Source organism: Streptomyces sp. NPDC027962, assembly GCF_055566095.1.
In genome coordinates, this window is record NZ_JBVHTA010000001.1 from 321,286 (window position 1) to 343,651 (window position 22,366).

A 22,366-nucleotide genomic window follows, 5' to 3' on the forward strand; every position below is an offset into this window, starting at 1 on the left:
CCTTTCGGTCACCTAGTCAGATAATACGACGTCCAGGTCCAGGTGTCCAGGCTTCCAGGCGACGAACTCGCGCTCAGAGCCAACGACTTGGCCGGCGTGGCATGCGTGGCGCAGCCCGAGTTCACTGGCGCAGACAGCAGCGCCCCGCGTCAGACGAAGGCTGACGCGGGGCGCTGCTGTCTATGTGAGAGTCAGCCCTGGGCGGCGAACGAGACGAAGTCGTCCCACGCGGTGGGGGAGAGGGCAAGCTCCGGGCTCATCTGGTCCTTCGAGTCCCGGACGTGGATCGCCTGCGTGCCCTTCGCCACCTCGACGCAGTCGTCACCCTGCGAGCCGCTGTAACTGCTCTTGAACCAGGCCAGGTCGGACGTGTTCATAGCGCTCCTCGCAATCGTTTCAACAGGCCCAAGGAGTCCTCGGGGGTCAAGGCCTGCGAGCGCAGTTTCGCATACCGCTGCTGGAGCAGGCTGATCTCTTTCGTGTTGGCGATCAGCCGTCCGTTCTGCTGTCCCTCGGAGTAGGCGAACCATTTATGGTCCGGGGTCTCAGCCAGACGCATCGGTCCGTCCGTTCCCGCGTGCGACGGCTGCCGCAGCGGCATCACCTGGAACTCCACGTTCCAGTTCCGCTCGATCAACTCCAGCAGGCGGTCGAACTGTTCCCGCGTCACACGCTCCCCGCCCGTCCACCGCTCCAGCACCGCCTGCTCCACGATGAAGCTGAACGCCGTCGGAGGCTTCCGCGTCACCGCCAGCAACTCCTGTCGCGCCAGCCGCGCCGCGATCCGCTCCTCCAACTCCTCCGGGTCGGGCAGCGGCGGCACGTCCAGCGACACCGCCCGCGCGTACGCCTCCGTCTGCAGCAGACCCGGCACGACTCGGCATTCGTACGTGTACAGGCTGATCGCCGTCGTCTCCACGCGGGCCCACTGCCGGAACCAACTCGCCAGCCCCGCCTGCCGCGACAGGTGCGGCGCCGCCTTCCGCAGCGCGCCCGTGTTCCCGAGCGCCGCCTCCGCGCGTTCCACGAAGTCGCGGTCCGGCATGCGGCGGCCCTGCTCGATCGAGGCAACCGTGTGCTTCGAGAAGCGTACGAGGTCGCCGAACTCCTCCCGGCTCAGGTTCGCATGCTCCCGTAACGCCTGGACGAACGCGCCGAACGTGCGCAGACTGTCCGACACCCCCGGTTCGGTGCTGCCGCCCGCTCCCGTACCGCCGTCCGTGCATTCGTAGGCCACTGTCGGCCACCTCCCGCGCGCACCCGCCCTGCCGCCGTACCGCTTCTGACTCGCTCCATCGTCACGCCGAGTAATGCGTACTGTCCACCGATCGTGCGCGTACGCTGACACCGCGTACGCGGCTCATCGCTGGTGAACGGCCCGGATCCCCCGCCAGATTGGGCACACGGCACCACCGCACGCCCTTGTCCCCGTCAAGCGCCCGTTACCGTACGTATGTTCACAGAGAGGTTCTGCTTCCGGCCGCATGCCACGGCGGCCTGACAGCAACCGGTCACTGAGCGAAAGTCCTCAGTCCACACCCGTCCTGGAGCGCATCCGGTCAAGCGCCCCGGTGGCGGCCTCCCCGGGACGCGCGTTGTTGAGGTGGACGGCGACAAGCAAGCCCTTGGTGTCCTCATGGGCCTCGGAGTAGCTGGTGGCGGTGTACGGCGAGGCGTCCTGCGGCTGAAGGAGAAGGTTCACCGTCGCACCACGGAATGTCATCCAGACGGGTCTTGACCTCAAGTTTGGTTCAGGTTGGAGGGTTACTCGTACGCACCGCCGGCGGCCAGGGGCGGCGCGGCACTTCACCCATTGGAGAAGCCCATGTCGAGCAATACCGTTCAGGAACCCGGCCCCGCTGGGCCTGACGCATCCCCGGTCCACCGCTCCGGCCTCACCTGGTGGAAGGCCCTCGTCACCGGGGCGGCCTGCGCGGTCGTCGTCAATCTGATCATCCTCGCCGTCGCCGAGCTGGCCGATGCCTCGCTCGTCATCGTCGACGGCGGCGAAGAGCATCCGATCACGGTCGGGGGCGTCGTCGGCGCCTCAGCCGTCCCGCTGGTCGTCGGGACGGGTGCTGCCCTGTTGCTGTCCCTGTGGAAACCGGTCTTCCTGCGGATCGCGCAGTACATGGGCGGCGGCCTGGCACTGTTGTCGGTCGCTGGCCCGCTGTCGTCCGGCGCCGATGGCGGCACCGTCGCAGCCTTGACTCTGATGCACATCACCGTCGGCGTGGCGGTCGTCACCACTCTGGAGCTTCACCGCCGCCACCGGCTCCTCTAACGCTGTGACCGTGAGCCAACCTTGAGAAGTCGGCGCTCGCCTCACTCGCAGATTTCCCCGACTCCCCGCAGCACATCGAGCCCCCGGGCGCACAGTGCGCCCGGGGGCAGAACCGGCGAGTCGAAGGAGAACACCGTGCCGTCGGCGGGGTAGCCGATCGAGGCGTGGTGGCCCTGGAGCCCAGAGCCCGGACCGACGACGAGGGTCGTCCGGGCGGCCGGGCGTCGTCCATCGTCGGCCGAGGGCCGGCGCGTGCACGACGCCCACGTCGGTGACGGTGCCGACCTCGGCCCGGCCGGGCGAAGCTGGGCGTGGCCCGACCTTGGCGTCTCTTGGAAGGCTCCAGCGGGTCGCCTGCAGGCGGAGGTTCGCAGCGGGTGCCTCCCGCGCCGGCCTCGTATGCCGGAATTCGCGGTGATTCCCAGCTCCGTCACGGAGTACGCACCGCTTTCCGAGGCCGCATGAAGACGTCGGCCCGCACTCCCTGCCAGGGGGTGCGGGCCGACGCGTCGCGCACCGGTAGCCCGGCCTACGGGCCGACGAGGTACTTGACGTCGCTCACGACGTACTCGCCGTAGCGGAACGCCGCCCCGAGCGCCTCCAACCTCGCGTACTGCTCTGCGGACAGATACAGGTACTCCGGGGACAACGAGGCGCTTTTCGTGCGCAGGACCTGCAGCAGCAGCCGGAAGGCGAGATCGGGACTGCAGTTGCGGACGCACTCGACGAGCGCATCCGACACCTTCTCGCCGAGTACCGCCCGGAGCTCCACCACCGCCGACAGGACCTGATCGGCCAGGTCTCTCCCCTCGAAGCAGTCGGCGCCGGAGAGAGCCGGGGTGTCCGAGCGGCGGGAGAGCCATGCGTCACACACACCGAGCACCTGCCCCATCCACTCGGCACCGTCCCTGGCGCCGCCTCGGTGGTAGAAGCGTTCTCCTCCCTCCACGCCTTGCTGCCACAGCTCGGTGATCCGGTCCGGCGACAGCCCCTCGAGGAGGAGCCGGGCATCACGGCGGACCAGCAGGACCGCCTCCGGCTCGAGCTCCTCCACGAACTGATCGGCCACGGCCGCCGCTGCCGTGGAGGCACTCAATGTCCAGTCCTGGTGGAAAAAACTCATAATCCAGGGGACGCCGAACATGAACTCCGTGGACCGATCCATCGACTGTCTCCTCCTTACACCGGGTACGCGGTATGGACGTAATAGCCGAACCGGTGGCCCGGCGCCGTGGGTGAGGGCAATATGCCGGTATCGCGCTCCTGCACTCAGTGTTCATGGTCGGGATCGCCTGTGTGCCTGCTGTGAAGATAAGTGGGCAGGGTGGTGATTGATGGCCGGAAAGCGACCTGATCGCACCCACCCTCGCGGTGTGTTGCCTGTCCGGTGAGATCGGCTGCGGCACACGCCCCGGCGAGGCGAAGCGGTCTGGGGGAGCCGTACCGCCACACCGGACCGGCCTCCTCGACCATCACCTCGCCGGTGACCGCGCAGGCCGTGCGCTGCCAGGCCGGGCAGCCGGAAAGCACGGCCCGGGTTCACCTCCGTGCGGGGCATGCGACACCACCGCCCACCGCCGCCACTCACGAAGCGCCCGTCACCGTCCGTGTGTCAGCCAGTGGCTGACGAGAGGATCTGCTGCCGAGCGAGTGCGACCGGGTGCCGCCGGCTCAGCTGCTCGCCCACAGGCCGGCGAGCTTCCGGGCCGTCCCGGGCGTACCCGCCAGCAGAACCGGCGAGTCGAAGGAGAACGCCGTGCCGTCGGCGCCGAGCACGGCCCGCCCCCGCTCGCGGCAGAGCGCCACCCCGGCCGCGACGTCCCACGGCTTGGGCGCGATGCACACGCAGGCGTCCAGCCAGCCCTCCGTCAGGCCCACCAGGTCCAGCGCCATCGAACCCTGCATGCGGACCCGGTAGGCCTCGTCGTGGACACGGTCGAGGAAGCGTCGTGTGCCTGCGCTGCCTCCGCTGCCTGCGCCTGCCGAGCCGGTGCCGGAGACGCCCACCACCGCGCGGCCCAGGGTCTCGGCCACGGGACCAGGGTCGTCCGGGCGGCCGGGCGTGGTCCAGCGCCGGCCGAGGGCCGGCGCGTGCACGACGCCCACCAGCGGCACGCCGTCCCGCACAAGGGCGAGCGACACGGCGTACATCGGCGCGCCCCGGGCGAAGTTCATCGTCCCGTCGATCGGATCGAGGACCCAGCAGTGTGCCGGCAGCGGGACCCCGGGGGACGAGGACTCCTCGCCGACGACCGGGATGTGGGGCGTACGGGCGGCCAGTACCCGCGTCACCCGGGACTCCACCTCGACATCTGCGGCGGTGACCTCCTCGCCGAAGGCCTTGAACCGCGCGGTCGACCACTCCCCGTCGGCCGTCGACAGCCAGGCGGCGGCCTCGTCCACGGCTGCCTCGGCGACCGTCAGCAGGTCGTCCCGGTCCGTCACGTCCGGCCCAGGGGTTGTTCCAGCAGCGTCCGGGCGTGGGCGCCGTGCTCGCCCATCGCATAGAAGCTGAGCCGGTCGAAGACCCACTCCTTGGGCAGGCTGACCCGCTCTCGCGCGGTGCGGACCAGTTCCAGGGCGGTCTTCTCCTCGGCGCGGCCCAGCGTCACGTGCGGGGCGTAGGCGGCGCCGGTGTAGCGGTAGCCGTAGCGCTCGTAGCCGGCCCGCTCGTCGTCGGTGAACCGGGAGATGTCCTTGTCGCCGTCGAAGGAGGCACGGTCGAGGTGCCGTTCCAGCGCGGCGAGCGCGGCCTCCTGCAGAGCTTCGAGCAGCGGTGGCCGCTCCAGGGCGAGGAACAGCCAGCCGGTGGGCTGGTAGACCACGTCCGTGGTCGACAGTGACATCTCGCCGTTCAGACCGCTCTCGACCGCCGCCGCGGCGATGGACCCGAGCGCCTCCGCCGGATCAAGCGAGTCGGCGAACGGGCCCTGGAAAACGGTGACATGGGGGAGGTTGCCGTCCGGGTCCAGGGGAGGCCGCAGCGGCACCTCGCCGCCGATGTCCCTCTGCAGCTGTACGGCGGCACGCAGATGGTCCGCACGCGGAAGCAGTGCGACACCGAGCCATCTCGTCATGGGTGAGCTCCCATTCTCGTGATCACATGACGTGCCGCGTCCAGGCCTCGCCGCATACACGCCGTCGGCGATTCGCCGTTCAGCCACCCGGCGATGACGCCCGCGTCGAACGCGTCGCCTCCGCCCGTACGGTCCAACGGCTCCACCGGCACGGTGGGTTCCTGGAACAGTTCCCCGGCTGCGGTGGCCCACACGGCGCCCTTGGCGCCCACGGTCACTATCACAGCACCCGCAACCAGTTCCGCCGTGCGCCGCGCGGTTCCGTGGGCGCCGGGCGCTTCACGGGCCTGCGGCAGGCGCGCCGCCTCGTCGGCGTTCATGAAGTTGAGCGACGCACCGTGTGCGAGCGGGCTCATGTCCCTGCCGTTCCACTCGACGGAGACGCTCCGCCCGGCCCGGTGTGCGAGTGCGACGACGCGTCCGAGTGCGGGCGTGGGCTCGCCGACGACGTGGACGTGATCCACCGTGCGTACGTCCTCTTCCGTGACGGCGTCGAAGGCGCGGCCGCGGTCCGCGCCCGCGAACGTCAGCATCCGTTTGCCGCCGCCCGAGGAGAGGACGACGGCCATGCTCGTACGGGCCCCGGCCTGCACCTGTACCAACGAGGTGTCGACACCGCTCGCGCCCAGCACCTCCAGGCACATCGCACCCGCCGTGTCGTCGCCCACGGCGGACACCAGCCTGACGGCGCAGCCCTGCCGTACCAGCCCCACCGCGGTGTTCGACGCCGCGCCTCCCGGGAGCACGGAGCACTGGCTGCCCCGCAGCTTCTCGTGCTCCACCGGAAGCCGGTCGGCCCGGGCGATGACGTCGAAGTTCACACCGCCCACGACCAGCACTCGCTTTTGCGCACTCACGGCCGTCCCCAGCGGTAGCTCTCGAACAGCACGTGACGCACGAGTCGTTCCCGGATGTCAGGCAGTGTCTCCGGTGGGAACGAGGCGTGGGCCACCAGGTCACGGACCACCCGCTCGTACGTCTCGTCGTCGGACCCGCAGTCGTGGAACGACCGCATCAGCTCTCGGTGCAGCTCCCCGGGACGCAACTCCAGTTCCTCCAGCCACGCCCGGTTCGCGATGAGCACGTTGGCGGCCGCTGAACGCAGACGGGCCTGAGTCGTTGCCGGCAGCATGTCGGAGTTGAGGAGTTCGAAGTAGCCGTCGTCCTCCCGCGCGTGCATGCGCAGGTTCTGACCGCCCACCGCCAGCACGTCCCGGTTCAGATGGAACAACTCCAGCCCGAGATGGTGCGGCACGTCGAGGACGCTGATCCCCATGTCCGCGAGGCCCGCCTCGTCGGTCGACAGCGCCGAGAGCAGGTTGTCGAACATGTCGCTGTGCTTGGGCACCGCGATCTGCGCCCCGGCCGGATCCGCGAGGAACTCCTCGGCCGTCGCCCCGCCCCAGCGGCCGGCGCGGGCGGCGAGCAGGTAGAAGTTGCGGCCGCCCATCGAGTAGCCGACCCGCCCCACGGGCACCACCTGGTCCTGGACGGCCTCATCCCTCTCGAGCAGGCGGAGTACGCGCTGCTCGTTGTAGACCGCCGCGTCGAGGAGTCGGGCCGACACGTCACGTATCAGGTTGTCGGACCAGGGGAGTTGGAGCGGCACCACACGGTGGTTCCGCCGCGCCAGCGCCTTCTCCAGACCGCAGCCGAGCAGAACGGCCTTCACCACGATCAGGGTCGAGTCGGCGAGGCGGGTCGTGCCCGTACTGCGCCGGTGGCCGGACAGCTCGTGCCGGACGGCCTCTTCGGCCAGCGATCTGGCCGTCTGGCCGTACCAGACGGCCAACTGCGTCAAGGCGTTGAGGCACGGCCTGACGTCCTCGGCGGAGATCTCCTCGGCCGACGCGTCCTGGGCGTGACTGCCGTAGTTGCCGTAGTTCTGGATCGTGCGCACGGCGAGGACGACCTTGGGCGGCACCAGATTCTTCGCGGAGAGCACGGTCAGCAGGGATTCGAGTGTCGGCTTCGAGCCGACGGCCTCCCGCAGGGCGATGTCCAAGAGGATCGACTCCGCTGCTCTCCTCGCTGTGCCGAGGAAGACCTCGGGGTCCGATTCCGCGTACCTCAGAGCCTTTCTGTACAGCCGGAGCGGCTCCCCCTCGCTGCCCGTCACCCCGTGTCCCGCATCCTCGTCTCCCAGGTTCGCGGACAGCAAGGTAGCAGCGTGATCACGGGCGGGTACAGCCGGTATCCGGTCGCCGTGCGCGCCCGGCGGGTGCGGGCACGGGAGTCATCGGCCGTTCCCTGGGTCCTGGCCGCGCAGTGAGGACAGGACCAGGCGGCCGTAGCGCGTGGTGAGCACCAGAGCCGTGGCGGCCAGGGCGGTGACGAGCGCGAGGGCAACGGCCGTGGGGCCCTTGGCGTCGAGCACCTGGAGGATGCTCAGGGCGGTTCCGACGGGCAGACCGAGGATCGTCAGGACACCGAGTGCGCCCGCGATCTGCTGACTCTCCTGGGTCTGCACCAGACGGGCGTAGTCGGCCGCTTCGGCGAGGATCTCGCTGAAGCGCTCGGCCAGGCGGTACTGGGCCTGGAAGCCCACCAGCAGCTCGTTGGCCGGTCCGTGCGCGGTGAGGTGCTGGCGCCAATAGGTGCTGCGGAACGTGGCGATGTGCCGTTCGAGGGCGGACACCCGGCGGGCCAGCTTCGGGCCGTCGAAGACACCGGAGAGCCCGTCGGTCAGTTCGTCGATGTGGTCGCGCTGGACGCTGCCGAGCAGCAGGGCGTCGAGGTAGACGGTGCGGGAGTGCAGCTGCGCGAAGGCGTAGAAGTCGCCGTCCCCCGGGTCGGCGCGATGCCCGAGGAACGCGGCGCCGTGGCGCAGGACCAGAGCGCTCCAGTCGGCGGATATCCGCAGCGCCTGCCCCGTCCGCTCGGGCCACTGCTCGAGCGGGGTGGGGAAGTCGGTGTCCGTGGACCGTGAGGCGAGGTACCAGAGCCAGCGGTCGGCCGTGTCCGGCAGCCGGCCGTCCTGCCGCAGTGCGGCGGTGTGCTGCACGTCAGGCGTGAGGAACGCGACGGTGTACGGGCGGGCGATGGCGAACGGGGCAGTGGCGCCGCGCGGCTCCGCGATGCCGTCGAGCAGCACCGCGGGGGAGAGCGGGCCGTCGAGCGGGTCGGGGGCGGCGGGGCTGCGGTGGCCGATGGCGCGCAGCGTCTCCAGCAGGGCGGGTCCCTCGACGTCGAAGTGCAGTACCGCCAGTCCGTGGTCGGGGAACCGGGCGGTGGCGGTGCGCAGTAACTCGATGCCCCTGAGACGCAGCGACTCGTGCCGCACGTCCGTGAACCGGTGCCAGCGGCACGGCCGCGCCGCGGTGCCGTAGAGGGCGCGGGCGGCGGCCGGGGTGAAGTACGTCTGCCGGGTGGCGGCATCGGTGCGGCGGCTGCCGAGGTCGAAGGGTATGGGCCCGGTCGGCCAGGTGGGAGAGGCGGTGAGCCGGACCGGCAGGACGACGGCGAGAGTCTGCCGGACGCCGGTGACGGTGCTCAGGTCCGTGGTCAACGAGGGATGCCTCCGGTAGGGAACGGACGGTCGTGGGCCGGGCGAGCCACAGAATACGGATCGTCCCGCCGGGAGAGCAGGGCGCCTGATGGTCGCGTGTGCCTGACGCATGACGATGGGGATGCAATCTGGCGACCCGGCGGGAACATGGCGAATCCTTCGCAGGGGCCCCTTTCCCCGTTCGTACCGCTCGCGCCACGTGTGCGTACGCTGACGCGGCGTACGCGGGTCACTGCTGGTGAGCGGCCTCGATTTTCCGCCAGATTGGGAGCATGACACCACCGTCCACCCCCGCCACCGGCCAAGCGCCCGTCACCGTGCGTGTGTTCACCCAGCGGTTCAGCTCCACCCCGCGCGGCGCCCGCCTCGCCCGCCGGCTCGCGCTCCACCAGCTCGACACCTGGGGCCTGCCCCACGGCAGCGACGCGTCCGACATCGCCGCCCTGCTCGTGGCGGAGCTCGCCGCCAACGCCGTCACCCACGGCCGCGTCCCCGGCCGGGACTTCGAGGTCGCGCTCAAGCTCCTCGGGCGGACCCTGCGCATCGAGGTCTCCGACACCCGGGGCGACCGCCGGCCCCCGGCTCCCGGCGCGCCCCGCCCCACGATGCCGCCGCTCGCGGAGACGGGCAGGGGCCTGCTCCTCGTGGAGGCGCTCGCCGACCGGTGGCAGGTGCTCGACCGCGTCCCCGTAGGCAAGACGGTCGTCGCCGAGCTGGACCTGCCGCGCTGACGGGCCCGGACGTCGCGCTGACAGGCCACGATGCCGTCTATAGGCTTGCCGGGCACGGCATCGGGCGGCATCGGGCGGCGGCGGGAGGCAACGGGGAGCATGGCGGGCCTGGAGGACAGCGGAGGTGGCCGGGCCACCGGAAGGAACCGGCCCGTGGGATTCCAGCGGTACGCGGCTCCAGAGGACATCGGCGGAGAGCAGGACCCGTTGTTCCTGCCGCTGGAGCCGCCCCTGGAGATCGGGTCGGACGGCCGGCCAACCGGCGTCGAGCTGGAGGTCACCTCCGGCGTGGACGAGGAGGACGGCGGCCTCTACAGCGACGCGGACGGCATCTCCGCCCCGTTCCGGCCCGACAGCATCAAGATCCACACGGAGACGACCACCGTCGATCTGCTGCTGTCGCGGCTGCGCGAGGGGATGATCGATCTGGCGCCGGACTTCCAGCGCCGGGCAGGTATCTGGAGCGACGTCATGCAGAGCCGGCTCATCGAGTCGCTGCTGCTGCGCATCCCCATCTCCAACTTCCACATGGCCCAGGACGGCGAGGACAACTGGGCCGTGGTCGACGGCATCCAGCGCCTCACCGCCATCGCCCGGTTCATCGCCCCGGACGTCGTCGACATGCCGCCGTTGACCCTGCGCGGACTGGACTACCTGACCGACTTCCACGGCAAGGGCTACGCGGACCTCACCGGACGGCTGAAGATCCGGCTGCGGGAGACCCAGCTCGTCGTGCACATCATCCAACAGGGCACCCCGGAGGCCGTGAAGTACAACGTCTTCTCCCGTATCAACACCGGCGGGCTTCCGCTCAAGGCGCAGGAGTTGCGGCACGCGCTGGTGCAGGGGCCGGTCCGGGAGTTCCTCGCCGACCTGGCGGAGCACCCGTCGTTCGGCGAGGCCACCGGCTGGAGCGTGTCCAACGAGCGGATGGCCGATCGGGAGATGGTGCTGCGCTTCCTGGCCTTTCGCCTGTCCGACCCCGCCGAGCACACCCAGCAGGACTTCGACCGCTTCCTGGTCACCGCCATGCATCAGGTCAACCGGCTGACCGACGGGGAGCGGGACTCCCTGGCCCGCGAGTTCCGGGCGGCGATGGAGTGCGCAAAGGACCTCTTCGGCGAACACGCATTCCGCAAGTGGCGTGGTGGACCTGGGCGTTCACCGATCAACAAGGCACTGTTCGAGACGGTCGCCGTCAACCTCGCGCTACTCGGTGATCACGAGCGGCAACAGCTGGTAGCGTCCCGGGAGACGATGCTCGCCGGCTTCTTCCACCTCATGAAGGACTGGGACTTCGACCGGTCGATCTCCATCAGCACCGGCGACCCCAAGAAGGTCCGTACAAGGTTCAGCGAGATGGCACGATTGTTCCAGGGGGGAGCTGCACAGTGATCGACCGTCTGACACTGCACAACTTCAAGGCGTTCCGAGACGTGTCCTTACCGCTGGGCCCGCTCACCCTCCTCACCGGGCTCAACTCGTCCGGCAAGAGCAGCGTCCTCCAGTCGATCGCACTTCTGCGCCAGTCGTACGAGGCGGGCGACCTCGCGGCCTCCGAGTACCTCCCCGAAGCCCAGCGGATCGGACTGGCGGTCGGCGTCGGAAACCAGGGCTTCCTGCTCAACGGCGAACTCGTCGGTCTCGGCACCGGGGAGGACGTCCTGCACGAGGACTTCGCGGAGGACGAGGCCCGGATCGAAATCCGCGTCGACGAGGGGCCGTACCACTACGAGTGGTCCGTCGAGTACGAGGCCGAGCAGAACCTGCTGCCACTGCGCGATGTGGACCTGCCACTCACCTCGGAAGGCCCCGCCGCGCCGACCGGGCCAGAGGCCGTGGCCCCGTCGTTCCTCACCGCCCCCTTCCAGTACCTGCACGCCGACCGGATCTCGCCCGCCGAGTTCTACCCGCGCGACCACCACGCGGCCATCGGCCGCGCCTTTCTCGGCGTACGAGGCGAACACACCGTCAACTTCCTCCGCCATCAAGCCCGGGACGAGGTCCCCGCAGGCCCTCTGCGTCATCCGCGTGCCGCGTCAGACCTGCTGCTTGACCAGGCCGCCGCCTGGATGGGTGAGTTGTGCCCCGGGGTGGACATCCAGGCCGAGGCCGTCAAGGGCGCCGACGCAGTACAACTCTCGTACGGATTCCAGGGCACCCTCGGCCCCACCCGGCGCCGCCGTCCCAGCAACGTCGGCTTCGGTCTCACGTACGTCCTGCCGATCGTGGTGGCCTGTCTCACCGCTCGCCCCGGCTCCCTGGTCCTCCTGGAGAACCCGGAGGCGCACCTGCACCCCCAGGGGCAGACCCGGATGGCCGCCCTGGCGGCAGCGGCCGCCGCGCAGGGCGCTCAAGTGATCATGGAGACGCACAGCGACCACGTCATCAACGGCGTGCGGCTCGCCGTGAAACAGGGGCGGCTCGCCCCCGACTCGGTGGTGCTCCACTACTTCCGTGGCGACGGAACCGGCGTGGAGGTCGTCAGCCCGCGGGTCGACACGGACGGCATGCTCGACCAATGGCCCGAGGGCTTCTTCGACGAGCTGGAGAACACGCTGGACCAGCTCATCGGCTGACACCCTGCCTGCGGAGGGCGGGGCAAGGCGCACACACCGTCGCGGAGGGGGAGACGTGCCGCAGCTGTTCCTGAACGAGAAGTCCTGTGAGACGACAGCGGACCCGGAGCGGGTCAACCGTGCCATGACCGAGATGGTCAGGGCCGTCCTCGCGGTTGCCAGGGAGGACCGGGCCGGGACTTTGCTGGTCTCCCGGGAGCCGGTCACCGCGTTACAGCTCGCCCAGGGCCACGCCATCGGCAAGTGGATCGGCACCCCGGGCACCAAGGAACTGTGGCAGCGGCTGCTGATCCTCCAGTCCAAGTGGCCCCACCGGGAGGCTTTTCCCGAGGGGGAGACCTACTCCGATGTCGAGTACCGGCACGGCGGGGACAGGGTCGAGGGGCTCGGAGCCGCGCACCTGACCGGTGGCCTCGGTGTCTCCCTGTCGGTCGAGCCGCGGTGGGCCGCCGACCGGCTCACCCTCGTCCGGGAGGAACTCCTCGACGACGAGGACGGCGGTACCGCGCTCACCGAGGTGGAGATCTCCCACGCCGCGACCCGCGAGCACGTCACGACCCACCTGCCGTGGATCCGGCGTGGTGCGGACGCCGGCCGGCAGAAGGCCGTCGAAGGCATGCGATCCGGCGCGGAGCTGTGGGCCGCCCGGACCGACCTCTTCCCGCTCCTGCAGTTCCTGCCGCTCGCGGAACAGCATTTCGCCGAACTCTCCGAGGCCTGGGTGCGGCCGGTCGGCGAGCGGCTCGGGGAGCTCCAGGACGCGGTCAGCGACTGGGACCCGGACCGGCAGCCCATCTCGCCCCAGTGGCGTTCCTACGTCCGCACCGAATTCGAGGCCCGGCGGCGGCTGTGCTGGTTCCCCGACATCGACGGCGAGAACCGGCTGTTCGACTGGCACTGCGACTTCCTGCCGAAGCCGGGTCGGATGCACTTCCGGCTCGTCCACGAGGAGCGCACCCTGCGCATCGCGTACGTGGGACGGAAGCTAGGCGTCTGAGCCGGACCCGACCTGTCTGTCAGCCCCGTTACCGTAGGGCGGTGCACGGGCACGTCCTCGGCCTGCCCGCTCCCCCAGCACCACCAGCACCGCAACGGAGGACCACGCGTGCGTCCCACACTCGCCGCCGAACAGGTACGGGCCAGCCTGAGCCAGTACCTCGCGACGACGTACGCGCTGGCTGACGAGAGCACCCGCCGCGCCCTGGAAGGGTTCCTCGGGGACGCCGACGACGGCATCTTCCGCGGCCCCTACCTGCGTGTCCGCACGCCCTTCCGGACCGCCGAGGGCAAGGACTGGCAGCGGCACCTGACCTGGTGGCCCCGCGACTTCACCCCGCACTGGCACCAGGAACTCGCCTGGGAGCGGCTGTCCACGCTGCACGGACCGGCACGGCCCACCCTCGTCACCACCGGCACCGGCTCCGGGAAGACCGAGTCGTTCCTCATCCCGTTGCTCGACCACTGCCGCCGGGAGCGTGAGGCGGGCCGGGAGGGCGTCAAGGCGATCCTGCTCTACCCGATGAACGCCCTCGCCACCGACCAGGCCCACCGCATCAACAACCGGCTCGACGACCCCAAGGACGCCCGGCTGCGCGATGCCGGCGTCCAGGCCGCGCTCTACATCGGCGACAAGCCGTCCCAGGAGTTCAAGCAGGGCAACCCGAAGATCGCCGTCGACCGTGACGAGATCCGGCGCACCCGGCCGGACATCCTGATCACCAACTACAAGATGCTCGATCTGCTGCTCCAGCGGCCCGAGGACCAGCGGCTGTGGCAGGACTCCGCGCTCGCGTACGTCGTCCTCGACGAGTTCCACACCTATGACGGCGCCCAGGGCACGGACGTCGCCATGCTGCTGCGTCGGCTCGGGTCTGTCACCGGGCTCGCCGAACCGGGCCGGCCGCTGGGGCCGGTCTGCCCCGTCGCCACCTCCGCGACGCTGGGGGAGAACGCCACCGGTGGGACCGGGGGGCGGGGCGGCGGCGCCGGAATGCTGGAGGTCGCCGAGCAGGTCTTCGGCGTGCCGTTCCCGCCCGACTCCGTCGTTGGCGAAGACCGGCGCTCCACCAGGGACTTCACCGGCGAGAGCGACTTCACGCTGCCGTTCCCCTCGCCGCAGGAGGTCGCCGAGCTCGGTGACCCCACCCGCGACCCGGGTGTCATGGACGACCTCGTCGCCGCGTTCACGGGCCTGAGCGGGCCGACCCCGGAGGAACTGGGCGGGGTACTGCGCCGTCACCGGCTCACTGCCGCCGTGCTCGAGATCCTCGACGGCACTCCCCGGACCCTCGCCGAGATCACCGAGGTGCTGCCCCGCTACGCCTACCACTGGGGCATGGCCGTGCAGCAGCGGCCACGTATCGCCGCCGCGGCACTCGCCCGCTACATCGCCCTCCTGTCGTACGCCCGCGACCCCGAGCACCCCGGGCGGCCGCTGCTGTCCATCGAGATCCACCACTGGGTGCGGTCGGTCTCCCGTGTGCTGCGCGGAATCAGCGCGGCCCGTGCCGAATTCCGCTGGGACGACGAGCGGGTGACCTCCCGCGGTGCACTGGCCCGCAAGGACAGGGGTTCGACCGCCCCGCCGTCCCCGTACGACGGGGAGGAACCCGTCGTACCGGCCGACGCGGCCGAGTCGGCCGCCGTACCGGCCGACGACAGCGCACCGCCGCCCGCCGAGGTGTTCCTGCCGGCAGTGTTCTGCCGCGAGTGTGGACGCTCCGGCTGGGCCGCTTACTCGCCGGAGGTTGACCCGTCCGAACTCGATCTGAACGCCTCGAAGATCCGCCGCGCCTCCGTGGGCCGCGACAAGCGCCGGGTGCGTAACATGATCGCCGCGACCCCGCAGGAAGTGCACGACGCGGCCTTCGGGGCCGGGGCGGAACGCCGGCGCGGCGGACCCGCAGTCATGGTCCTGGAAGGTATCGGCGGACGGCTGCGCCCGCTGTCACCCGAGGCCGACTTCACCGCCCCGGCCGACGGCGAGGGACCGCGCCGGCCAAGGCCCCTGACCAACGCCGCGTTCGTCCACGCCGACCTCGACGGCGACCGTGCCGCCGAACGCGATCAGTGCCCCGCCTGCCGCACCTTCAACTCCATCCGCTACCTCGGCACCGGCCTGGCCGCGCTCGCCGCCGCAGCCGTCACCCAGCTCTTCACCGGGGGCGAACTGGACAAGAACCTGGGCGAGAACAAGACCCTCCTCTTCAACGACTCCGTCCAGGACGCCGCCCACCGTGCCGGCTACGTCGCCAGCCGCTCCTACACGTTCTCGCTGCGCGCGCTGCTCGCCAGCCGTATCGACGAGAACGAACCGATCACCCTGAGCGACCTCGCCGCGGACCTGATCGCCGACGTCGTCGACAGCAAGGCGGTACAGGCCGCCGTCATCCCCCCGGACCTGCACCTGATCCGGGGCGTGGACACCCTGCTCTCCGGCCGCAGCCGCGGGTCCCGGGCCACCTGGGAACTGATCGCGCAGCGCCTGGCGTTCGCCACCGTCATGGAGTTCGGCCTGCGGTCCCGGCAGGGCCGCACCCTGGAACTCACCCGCACCGTCGCCGCCGACGTGCCCCTGCCCGACGCCGACGCCGTCGCCGACCTCGTACGGGAGATCCTCCTCACTACGCCGGGAGAGATCGCGCTGCCCGACGGGTCCACGCCCGGCACCGACCGGTACACCGGCTTCGTCCGGGGTCTGCTGGAGCGGCTGCGTATCCGGGGTGCCGTCCGGCACGCCTGGCTGGATCCCTGGCTCGACCAGGCCGGGGTGCGCAGGTGGGCGATCTGGGGCGGCCGCGCGACCGGGATGCCCGCCTTCCCCCGCGGGGTGTCCGCGCCCGCGTTCCTGCTCGGCAGCCCCAAACAGGGCAGTGAGGACTTCGACGTCCTCACCGGCCGCCTCGGCTGGTACCAGGACTGGGCCGTACGCTCCCTCGGCCTGCGCCGGGAGTCCGCCACCGACTTCCTGACCCGGCTGCTGCCCGCCCTCGCCGATGAGGGGGTCCTCGCCGCGCGCACCGCACTCGACGGCGCCACCCGCGTCTACGGCCTCCAGCCCGGCCACATCCAGGTCCGCAGACTCGCCGACGACGCGCTGCCCGACGCCACCGCGCACTGCCCGGTCTGCTTCTGGGAACAGACCGTCCACCCCGACCTCGCCGACCAGTGGCACGGGCAGCCGTGCCCTCGCTACCGCTGCGGCGGATTCCTTGCCACCGGCCGCGATGTGGACAGCGGCCTGCGGCAACGGGACTTCAGCGACGACTTCTACCGGTGTATGTACCGTGAGGCCGGCGTCTTCACCATCAACACCGCCGAGCACACCGGCACCCTCAGCCGCGCCAAGCGCGAGGCGGTCGAGAAGGCCTTCCGTGAGGGCATCGACGTCCACTATGCCAACCCGCAGGTGCTGTCCTGCACCCCCACCCTCGAACTCGGCATCGACATCGGCGACCTGTCGGCCGTCGTCCTCGCCTCCTTGCCGAAGGGGCCGGCCAACTACATCCAGCGCGTGGGCCGGGCGGGCCGCTCCACCGGCAACGCCTACCTGCTCACCATGGTCGACCGCGGTCCGCGCGACCGCTACTACCTCGAAGAGCCCCTGCTCATGATCGCCGGAGACGTCCTGCCCCCCGGCTGCTACCTGTCCGCGGTCGAGATCCTGCGCCGCCAGTACCTCGCCCATCTCCTCGACCTCGCCGGCGCCGGGCGCCTGACCGCCCCCGACGGGACGCCGGTGCGGCCCCTGCCCCGGCCCGCCACCGAACTGTTCGGCGCCTCGGCGTGGCAGGACGAGTTCGCCGAGGCCGCACTGGTAAGGGGAGAACGGCTCGTGGAGGACTTCCTCGCCCTCTTCCCCCCGTACGACGAGAACCGCGGCACGGGCGTCAGTCCGCAGGCCCGCGCCGCCCTCACCACCTACGCCACCGACCCCGGCGAGCAGGGGCTGGTGGCGGCGCTGACAACCGCGTGCCGGCGCTGGGAGGACCGGCGTGCCGACATGCAGCGCCGGATCGAGGCCATCGACCGGGCGCACGGACTGCTCGTCGCCGGCGACCCCGAACACGAACGACAGGGCCGCGAACTGCGCGCCGAACGCCGGGACGTGGCACGAGTCTCTCGCGAGATCAGCCGCACGACCGCGCACGGCGCGCTCGTGGACCTCGGCCTGCTTCCGAACTACAGCCTCATCGACTCGGCCACCGAACTGGAGGCCACCCTCACCTGGTCCGACAAGGCCCCTGACGGGACTCGCAAGGACCACAGCAAGACCCTCCGCCACAGCCGTCCCGCACGCCTTGCCCTTTCCGAGTTCGCCCCCGGCAACCACTACTACGCCCAGGGCTACAAGCACCGCGTCACCGGACTGGACATCGGCAGCCCCGGACGTCCGGCGTGGATCTGGTGGCGTATCTGCCCCGACTGCGGGCACGTCCGCACGCACCGTGCCGAGCAGGACCCCTCGCCGTGTCCCCGCTGCCGGTCCGCGGCCGTCGGAGACATCGGCTGCCTGCACAAAGTCCTGGTGCCCCGCCGCGTCACCTCCCGGGACGAACGCGACGACGTCCGCGTGCGCGACGACACCGACGAACGGGAAAGGCGCCACTACACCGTCGTCCCGGCCGTCGACATCGACGCGAAAGACGTCGAACAAGCCTGGAAGCACGAACACGCCACCTTCGGATGGGAGTTCACCCGACAGGCCTGGATCCGCCACCTCAACGTCGGAGCCACCCGGGTGGACGGCGGGAGCGACACGCCGTTCGCCGGCCGGGAGGTCCGCCTCAACCCCTTCTGGGTCTGCGACGCCTGTGGCTTCGCAGACCCGGACGGAGGGCCCGCCGCCCACGACACCGGCGACGCCGCCGCCCACGGCAAGTACCACCGGCCCTGGTGCCCCCGGCGTCGCGGCGGGGTCGACGCCGCGCGTCGCGGTGAGAAGATTCTGCTCGCCCACGAGTTGCGCACCGACGCCCTTCGGATCCTCGTCCCCGCCGTCACTGCGCACACCCAGGAACGGCTCGTTTCCTTCAAGGCGCTGCTGCTGGCCGGTATCGCCCGCAGCTACGGCGGCGACCCCGACCACCTCGCGGTCGTCGCTGACTCCATGCCGGAAGAACGCGGCGAGGCAGCCCTGCGCCGCCACTTCCTCGTGCTGTACGACACGCTGCCGGGCGGCACCGGATATCTGCACCGCCTCGCCGGTCAGGACGGCCTGCGGGGCGTCCTGGACGACGCCCGCCAGGTGATCGAGACCTGTGTGTGCGCCGGTCAGGGCCGCCCCGCGTGCCACCGCTGCCTGCTGCGGCACGTCACCGACAGCGAGTACGAACTCGTCTCCCGCGAGCACGCGCTGGACATGCTCGGCGACCTCTTCGGGCGCACAGCGGACCGGTGGAGCGTCGTACCCGTCACCACCACCCGGGACATCACGCTCGTGCACCAGGTGGAGAGCGAACTGGAGGCACTCTTCCGGCACGGGCTGCTCGAATGGGCCGAGGGGGTGGACGAGGTCAGCGTCCGCAGCGCGCTCACCGCCGACGGCACCCGGGACACAACCCTGCGCTTCACCGCACCCGACGGCACGGTCCGCGGCTGGCAGATGGAGACGCAGACCCCGCTCGGCTTCACCCGGCCGGACGTCGTCTTCCGCAGCACCGACGACGATCGGAGGGTGGCCGTCTACCTCGACGGCTACCGCTACCACGCGAGCGCCGAGCACCTCACCGCCGAGTCCGACGCCGACAAGCGCACCCGTCTGCGGGCCGAGGGCTGGCAGGTCTTCCAGCTCACCTGGGACGACGTGCAGGCATGGACGGGCCGGACCGGGCCGCAGACCGATCCCGCCTGGAAGCCGTACCCGAACACCGCGCAGAAGACGGCCATGGACGTCCACCGGCGCGTGCACGCCGGCGACACCCGGGACCTGCCGCGCTTCGTATGGGCCAACCCGGTCGAGACCCTCATCGGCTACCTCACCGACCCCGACCCCGACGCATGGCGCCGCCGCACCCAGAGCGCACTCGCGGGCTTCGCGGCCGTGTCGGCGACCAGCAGAGCCCTGGCGGACGGCGAGGAGGTCGGCCGCAGGATCGGCGAGGCACTGAACGGGCGGCGGCTGGCCGGAGGACAGGGCGCCGTCCAGGTCATGACGACCCGGGACGCGTCAGGGTGCCCGCTCGTCATCGCGCTCGACCTGCGCAGGGGGCAGACCGGGGCGGCCTGGACGGCACTGGCCGTACTCGACGACAGCGGGGACGCGGTCGCCGCGGACGAGACCGCCCACCGGAGGCGCTGGAAGGCATGGCTCTACTGGAGCAACCTGCTCCAGTTCCTCGACGCGGGCGAAGGGGAAGGGGTCCAGCTCACGGTCGGCATGATGCCCGGATTCGACCCGCGTGAACTGGCTGTCACCGGCGGTACCGGATGGCTCACCTCCCAGCGGCGGTCGCACGAACCCGCGGCGGCCGGGCGGGAGCCTCAAGCGGCGGGGCAGGAGCCTCGAGCGGCCGGGCCGAGCAGCGAGGAAGCCCCCGAGGCCGTCCGCGACCCCGCCTGGGACGAGGTCATCGAGTTCCTCATCGACGACCCCGGCCTGCCCTGCCTCGCCCGAGCCCTCGCCGAGCTCGGCCTGCCCGCGCCCGAGGCGGGCTACGAACTGGGGTCGGCCGCCTGGCCCGCCGAACTCGCCTGGCCCGCAAGGCGCGTCGGCGTCGTCCTCGCGCACCGGCCCGACCCGGGCAGCAAACGGGACATCGACGCCGAACAACGGGACCAGGCCTACCGGGAGGCGGGCTGGCAGGTCCGTACCGCGACGGAGTGGAACGCCGGTGAGCTCGCCGCGCTGCTGGGCGGGGACATGGGTGGGGTTACGAACGAGCGCGAGGAGAACGAGGAATGACGGTCACCGGATCGCCGAGGGCAGGCGTGACCCTGCGCCTGCTGGACAAGGCCGACAAGGAGATCGTCAAACTGGACCGCGCGGTCCTGGGGGCGTTCTACAAGTTCCAGCACGACTTCCGCCGCAACCCCGATGCCGGCGGCTTCGACCTCAAACAGCTGGAAGGCCACGACCGGCTCTGGTCGGCACGAGTCAACCGCGAGTGGCGGGCCCTGATGATCCGCCTCGGCGGAGACGACTGGCTGCTCGTCTCCGTCAAGCACCGCAGCCACGTCCACAAGAACCTGGATCGGCTCAACTACGGCATCAACCACATCACCGGTGCCATCGAGTACGTGGACCTCCAGGTCGTCGAGGAGAGCCTGCTGCGCCGCGAACTCGCGCCGCAGGCCGTAACCGCGCCGCCCGCCGTCCCCGCTCCGGAGCCCGCGCCGCACAGGCCCGCGGAAGAGCCCCTCTTCGCCGCGTACAGCGACGAGCAGCTCGCGGACCTCGGCGTGGCCGAAGCCCTCATCCCGATCGTCCGGAAGATCACCACGGACGACGAACTGCTCGGCCTCGCCGAGTACGCACCCCGCCACACCAGTGAAGTCCTCCTGCGGCTGGCCGACGGCGTGCCGTACGACGCGGTCATGGAACAGGTCACCGCGCCCGTCGCCGTGAGCGAGCCGCAGCGAAACCTCGACACCGACGACTGGCAGGCGGCCGTCGACCGCTCCCAGACCGTGGTGATCACCGACGACGAGTCACTGCAGAGCATCCTGGAGGAAGGGGACTTCGGGCGGTGGAAGATCTTCCTCCACCCCACCCAGGAGAAGCTCGTCCACCGGCGCTACTCCGGCCCCGCCCGCGTCGGCGGCGGACCGGGAACCGGCAAGACCATCGTCGCCCTCCACCGCGTGTGCCACCTGGTGCGCGCGCTTCCGCCCGGCCACGACAAGCCCGTACTGCTCACCACGTTCAACAAGAACCTCGCCGCCGATCTGCGAGCCCGGCTCCTCTCGCTCGGCGGCCCCGACGTGCTGGCGCGGGTCGACATCACCCACGTCGACCAGCTCGCCACCCGCATCGTCAGCGAGGCCGACCCGGGCAACGCCAAGCGGCGCATCGACGACACCACGGCGCTGCGCGAGTGGCGGGAACTGCTGGTGGAAGCGGGAGAGAGCCGCTGGAGCGCCGAGTTCCTCAGCGACGAGTGGAACCAGGTCATCCTCGGCCAGGCCGTTACCTCCCGCAGCGACTACTTCGCCGCCAGGCGCGCCGGCCGGGGACGCAGCGTCACCCGCGCCGAACGGGCCGGGATCTGGCAGCTTGCCGAACGCTTCGCCCAGCGGCTGGAGACCAAGGGACTGGAGACCCACCGCCAGGTCGCCGAAAGAGCGGCACGGCTGGAGATCGCCCGCAAGGCCAGGATCGACCGGCGGTCGGAGGAACGCGACGAACGGGGCGGCCTGGACAACCTCCACGTCGAGGCCGGCTCCGGTGCCTGGCTGCGCTACCGGTACCGCCACATCGTGGTCGACGAGGCGCAGGACCTCAGCGCCGCCCACTGGAAGATGCTGCGCGCCATGGCGCCCGCCGAACCCGACGACATCTTCCTCGTCGGCGACACCCACCAGCGGATCTACGACAACCAGGTCACCCTCGGCAGCCTCGGCGTCCACATCCGCGGCCGCTCCTCCCGGTTGACCCTCAGCTACCGCACCACCCGGGAAATCCTCCGCGACGCCATCCGGGTACTGGGCGACGCGGACTATGACGACCTCGACGGCGACGCCGACACCCTTGCCGGATACCGCTCGGTTCTCCACGGTCTGAGCCCGTCCCTGCGCGGCGCGCGGAGCTGGGACGAGGAGATGGACCTCGTCGTGGAGCAGCTACGGGCGTGGCACGACGTGCCCCGCGAGTCCACGGCGATCTGCGTCCCGACCAACGACATGGTCACCCAGGTCGCCGACCGCCTCGCCCGCCGTGGCATCACTCCGACGGAGATCACGCAGGACGGTCCGCGCGGCGACCAGGGCGTCCACATCGGCACCATGTACCGCTTCAAGGGGCTGGAGTACCGCTGCCTGATCATCGCCGGCGTGGCCGAGGGCCTCGTGCCGCGGGCTTCGGTGGACGCCTGGGAACACACCGACCCGACGCGTCATCAGCGGGAACTCCACCGGGCGCGCTCGCTGCTGTTCGTCGCGGCGACCCGCGCTCGTGACGCACTCACGATCACGTGGCACGGTGACCCGAGCCGCTTCCTGAAGCCGCTGCTCCCACCCCGGTGAGGGCG

16 protein-coding genes are annotated in these 22,366 nt (G+C 70.8%); 7 read left to right on the forward strand and 9 right to left on the reverse strand.

The window, feature by feature from the left end; all coding sequences use genetic code 11:
• Positions 1-191: 191 nt before the first annotated feature.
• The 3 genes from ACZ4SA_RS01460 to ACZ4SA_RS01470 all read right to left on the reverse strand — a co-directional run bounded on the left by ACZ4SA_RS01460 (position 192) and on the right by ACZ4SA_RS01470 (position 1,702).
• Positions 192-377 (reverse strand): DUF397 domain-containing protein, encoded by a 186-nt coding sequence (locus ACZ4SA_RS01460; protein WP_468268341.1) that lies wholly within the window; start codon positions 375-377, stop codon positions 192-194.
• Positions 374-1,237 carry a helix-turn-helix domain-containing protein gene (locus ACZ4SA_RS01465; protein ID WP_468268344.1) on the reverse strand — a complete coding sequence of 288 codons (864 nt, stop codon included), beginning with the start codon at positions 1,235-1,237 and terminating at the stop codon, positions 374-376. The genes ACZ4SA_RS01460 and ACZ4SA_RS01465 overlap by 4 nt, the downstream gene beginning before the upstream one ends.
• Before the next feature lie 291 nt (positions 1,238-1,528).
• The gene (locus ACZ4SA_RS01470) at positions 1,529-1,702 is read right to left on the reverse strand and encodes a hypothetical protein (protein ID WP_468268347.1); all 174 of its coding nucleotides are present in this window, start codon (positions 1,700-1,702) and stop codon (positions 1,529-1,531) included.
• Positions 1,703-1,825: 123 nt separating this feature from the next.
• On the opposite strand from ACZ4SA_RS01470, the gene ACZ4SA_RS01475 reads away from it, so the two are divergent.
• Positions 1,826-2,284 (forward strand): DUF6069 family protein, encoded by a 459-nt coding sequence (locus ACZ4SA_RS01475; RefSeq protein WP_468268350.1) that lies wholly within the window; start codon positions 1,826-1,828, stop codon positions 2,282-2,284.
• 529 nt (positions 2,285-2,813) lie between these two features.
• Here ACZ4SA_RS01475 and ACZ4SA_RS01480 read toward each other — a convergent pair.
• From ACZ4SA_RS01480 to ACZ4SA_RS01505, 6 genes are all read right to left on the reverse strand, one after another.
• Positions 2,814-3,449, reverse strand: a complete 636-nt coding sequence (locus ACZ4SA_RS01480) for a hypothetical protein (protein WP_468268353.1) — start codon at positions 3,447-3,449, stop codon at positions 2,814-2,816.
• Positions 3,450-3,955: 506 nt separating this feature from the next.
• Positions 3,956-4,729: an inositol monophosphatase family protein gene (locus tag ACZ4SA_RS01485; RefSeq protein ID WP_468268356.1), complete on the reverse strand. Its 774-nt coding sequence runs from the start codon at positions 4,727-4,729 to the stop codon at positions 3,956-3,958.
• Complete coding sequence (locus ACZ4SA_RS01490; protein ID WP_468268359.1) at positions 4,726-5,361, reverse strand: 2'-5' RNA ligase family protein; 636 nt, start codon at positions 5,359-5,361, stop codon at positions 4,726-4,728. The genes ACZ4SA_RS01485 and ACZ4SA_RS01490 overlap by 4 nt, the downstream gene beginning before the upstream one ends.
• Entirely contained in the window at positions 5,358-6,218 is an 861-nt protein-coding gene (locus ACZ4SA_RS01495) for a carbohydrate kinase family protein (protein ID WP_468268362.1), read from the reverse strand. Before ACZ4SA_RS01495 ends, ACZ4SA_RS01490 begins: the two co-directional genes overlap by 4 nt.
• The gene (locus tag ACZ4SA_RS01500; RefSeq protein ID WP_468268365.1) at positions 6,215-7,522 is read right to left on the reverse strand and encodes a DUF4145 domain-containing protein; all 1,308 of its coding nucleotides are present in this window, start codon (positions 7,520-7,522) and stop codon (positions 6,215-6,217) included. Before ACZ4SA_RS01500 ends, ACZ4SA_RS01495 begins: the two co-directional genes overlap by 4 nt.
• A 75-nt stretch (positions 7,523-7,597) precedes the next feature.
• Complete coding sequence (locus ACZ4SA_RS01505; protein ID WP_468268368.1) at positions 7,598-8,869, reverse strand: hypothetical protein; 1,272 nt, start codon at positions 8,867-8,869, stop codon at positions 7,598-7,600.
• Between the two features lie 272 nt (positions 8,870-9,141).
• Here ACZ4SA_RS01505 and ACZ4SA_RS01510 point away from each other — a divergent pair, with 272 nt between their 5' ends.
• The 6 genes from ACZ4SA_RS01510 to ACZ4SA_RS01535 all read left to right on the forward strand — a co-directional run bounded on the left by ACZ4SA_RS01510 (position 9,142) and on the right by ACZ4SA_RS01535 (position 22,361).
• Positions 9,142-9,600: an ATP-binding protein gene (locus ACZ4SA_RS01510; protein WP_468268371.1), complete on the forward strand. Its 459-nt coding sequence runs from the start codon at positions 9,142-9,144 to the stop codon at positions 9,598-9,600.
• A 153-nt stretch (positions 9,601-9,753) separates the two neighbouring features.
• Entirely contained in the window at positions 9,754-10,995 is a 1,242-nt protein-coding gene (locus tag ACZ4SA_RS01515) for a DUF262 domain-containing protein (protein ID WP_468268374.1), read from the forward strand.
• Positions 10,992-12,179 (forward strand): AAA family ATPase, encoded by a 1,188-nt coding sequence (locus ACZ4SA_RS01520; RefSeq protein ID WP_468268377.1) that lies wholly within the window; start codon positions 10,992-10,994, stop codon positions 12,177-12,179. The genes ACZ4SA_RS01515 and ACZ4SA_RS01520 overlap by 4 nt, the downstream gene beginning before the upstream one ends.
• A 55-nt stretch (positions 12,180-12,234) precedes the next feature.
• On the forward strand, positions 12,235-13,176 hold the full coding sequence (locus tag ACZ4SA_RS01525) for a hypothetical protein (RefSeq protein WP_468268380.1): 942 nt from the start codon (positions 12,235-12,237) through the stop codon (positions 13,174-13,176).
• A 108-nt stretch (positions 13,177-13,284) separates the two neighbouring features.
• Positions 13,285-20,082: a DEAD/DEAH box helicase gene (locus ACZ4SA_RS01530; protein WP_468268383.1), complete on the forward strand. Its 6,798-nt coding sequence runs from the start codon at positions 13,285-13,287 to the stop codon at positions 20,080-20,082.
• A complete protein-coding gene (locus ACZ4SA_RS01535; RefSeq protein WP_468268386.1) occupies positions 20,079-22,361 on the forward strand; it encodes a UvrD-helicase domain-containing protein in 2,283 nt (760 codons plus the stop codon). Before ACZ4SA_RS01530 ends, ACZ4SA_RS01535 begins: the two co-directional genes overlap by 4 nt.
• Positions 22,362-22,366 lie beyond the last annotated feature (5 nt).

What these genes read in the sequence shown, in the direction of transcription:
- ACZ4SA_RS01460 (WP_468268341.1), bottom strand. Translation starts at nt 377, where the DNA reads ATGAACACGTCCGACCTGGCCTGGTTCAAGAGCAGTTACAGCGGCTCG.
- ACZ4SA_RS01475 (WP_468268350.1), top strand. Translation starts at nt 1,826, where the DNA reads ATGTCGAGCAATACCGTTCAGGAACCCGGCCCCGCTGGGCCTGACGCA.
- ACZ4SA_RS01480 (WP_468268353.1), bottom strand. Translation starts at nt 3,449, where the DNA reads ATGGATCGGTCCACGGAGTTCATGTTCGGCGTCCCCTGGATTATGAGT.
- ACZ4SA_RS01490 (WP_468268359.1), bottom strand. Translation starts at nt 5,361, where the DNA reads ATGACGAGATGGCTCGGTGTCGCACTGCTTCCGCGTGCGGACCATCTG.
- ACZ4SA_RS01510 (WP_468268371.1), top strand. Translation starts at nt 9,142, where the DNA reads ATGACACCACCGTCCACCCCCGCCACCGGCCAAGCGCCCGTCACCGTG.
- ACZ4SA_RS01535 (WP_468268386.1), top strand. Translation starts at nt 20,079, where the DNA reads ATGACGGTCACCGGATCGCCGAGGGCAGGCGTGACCCTGCGCCTGCTG.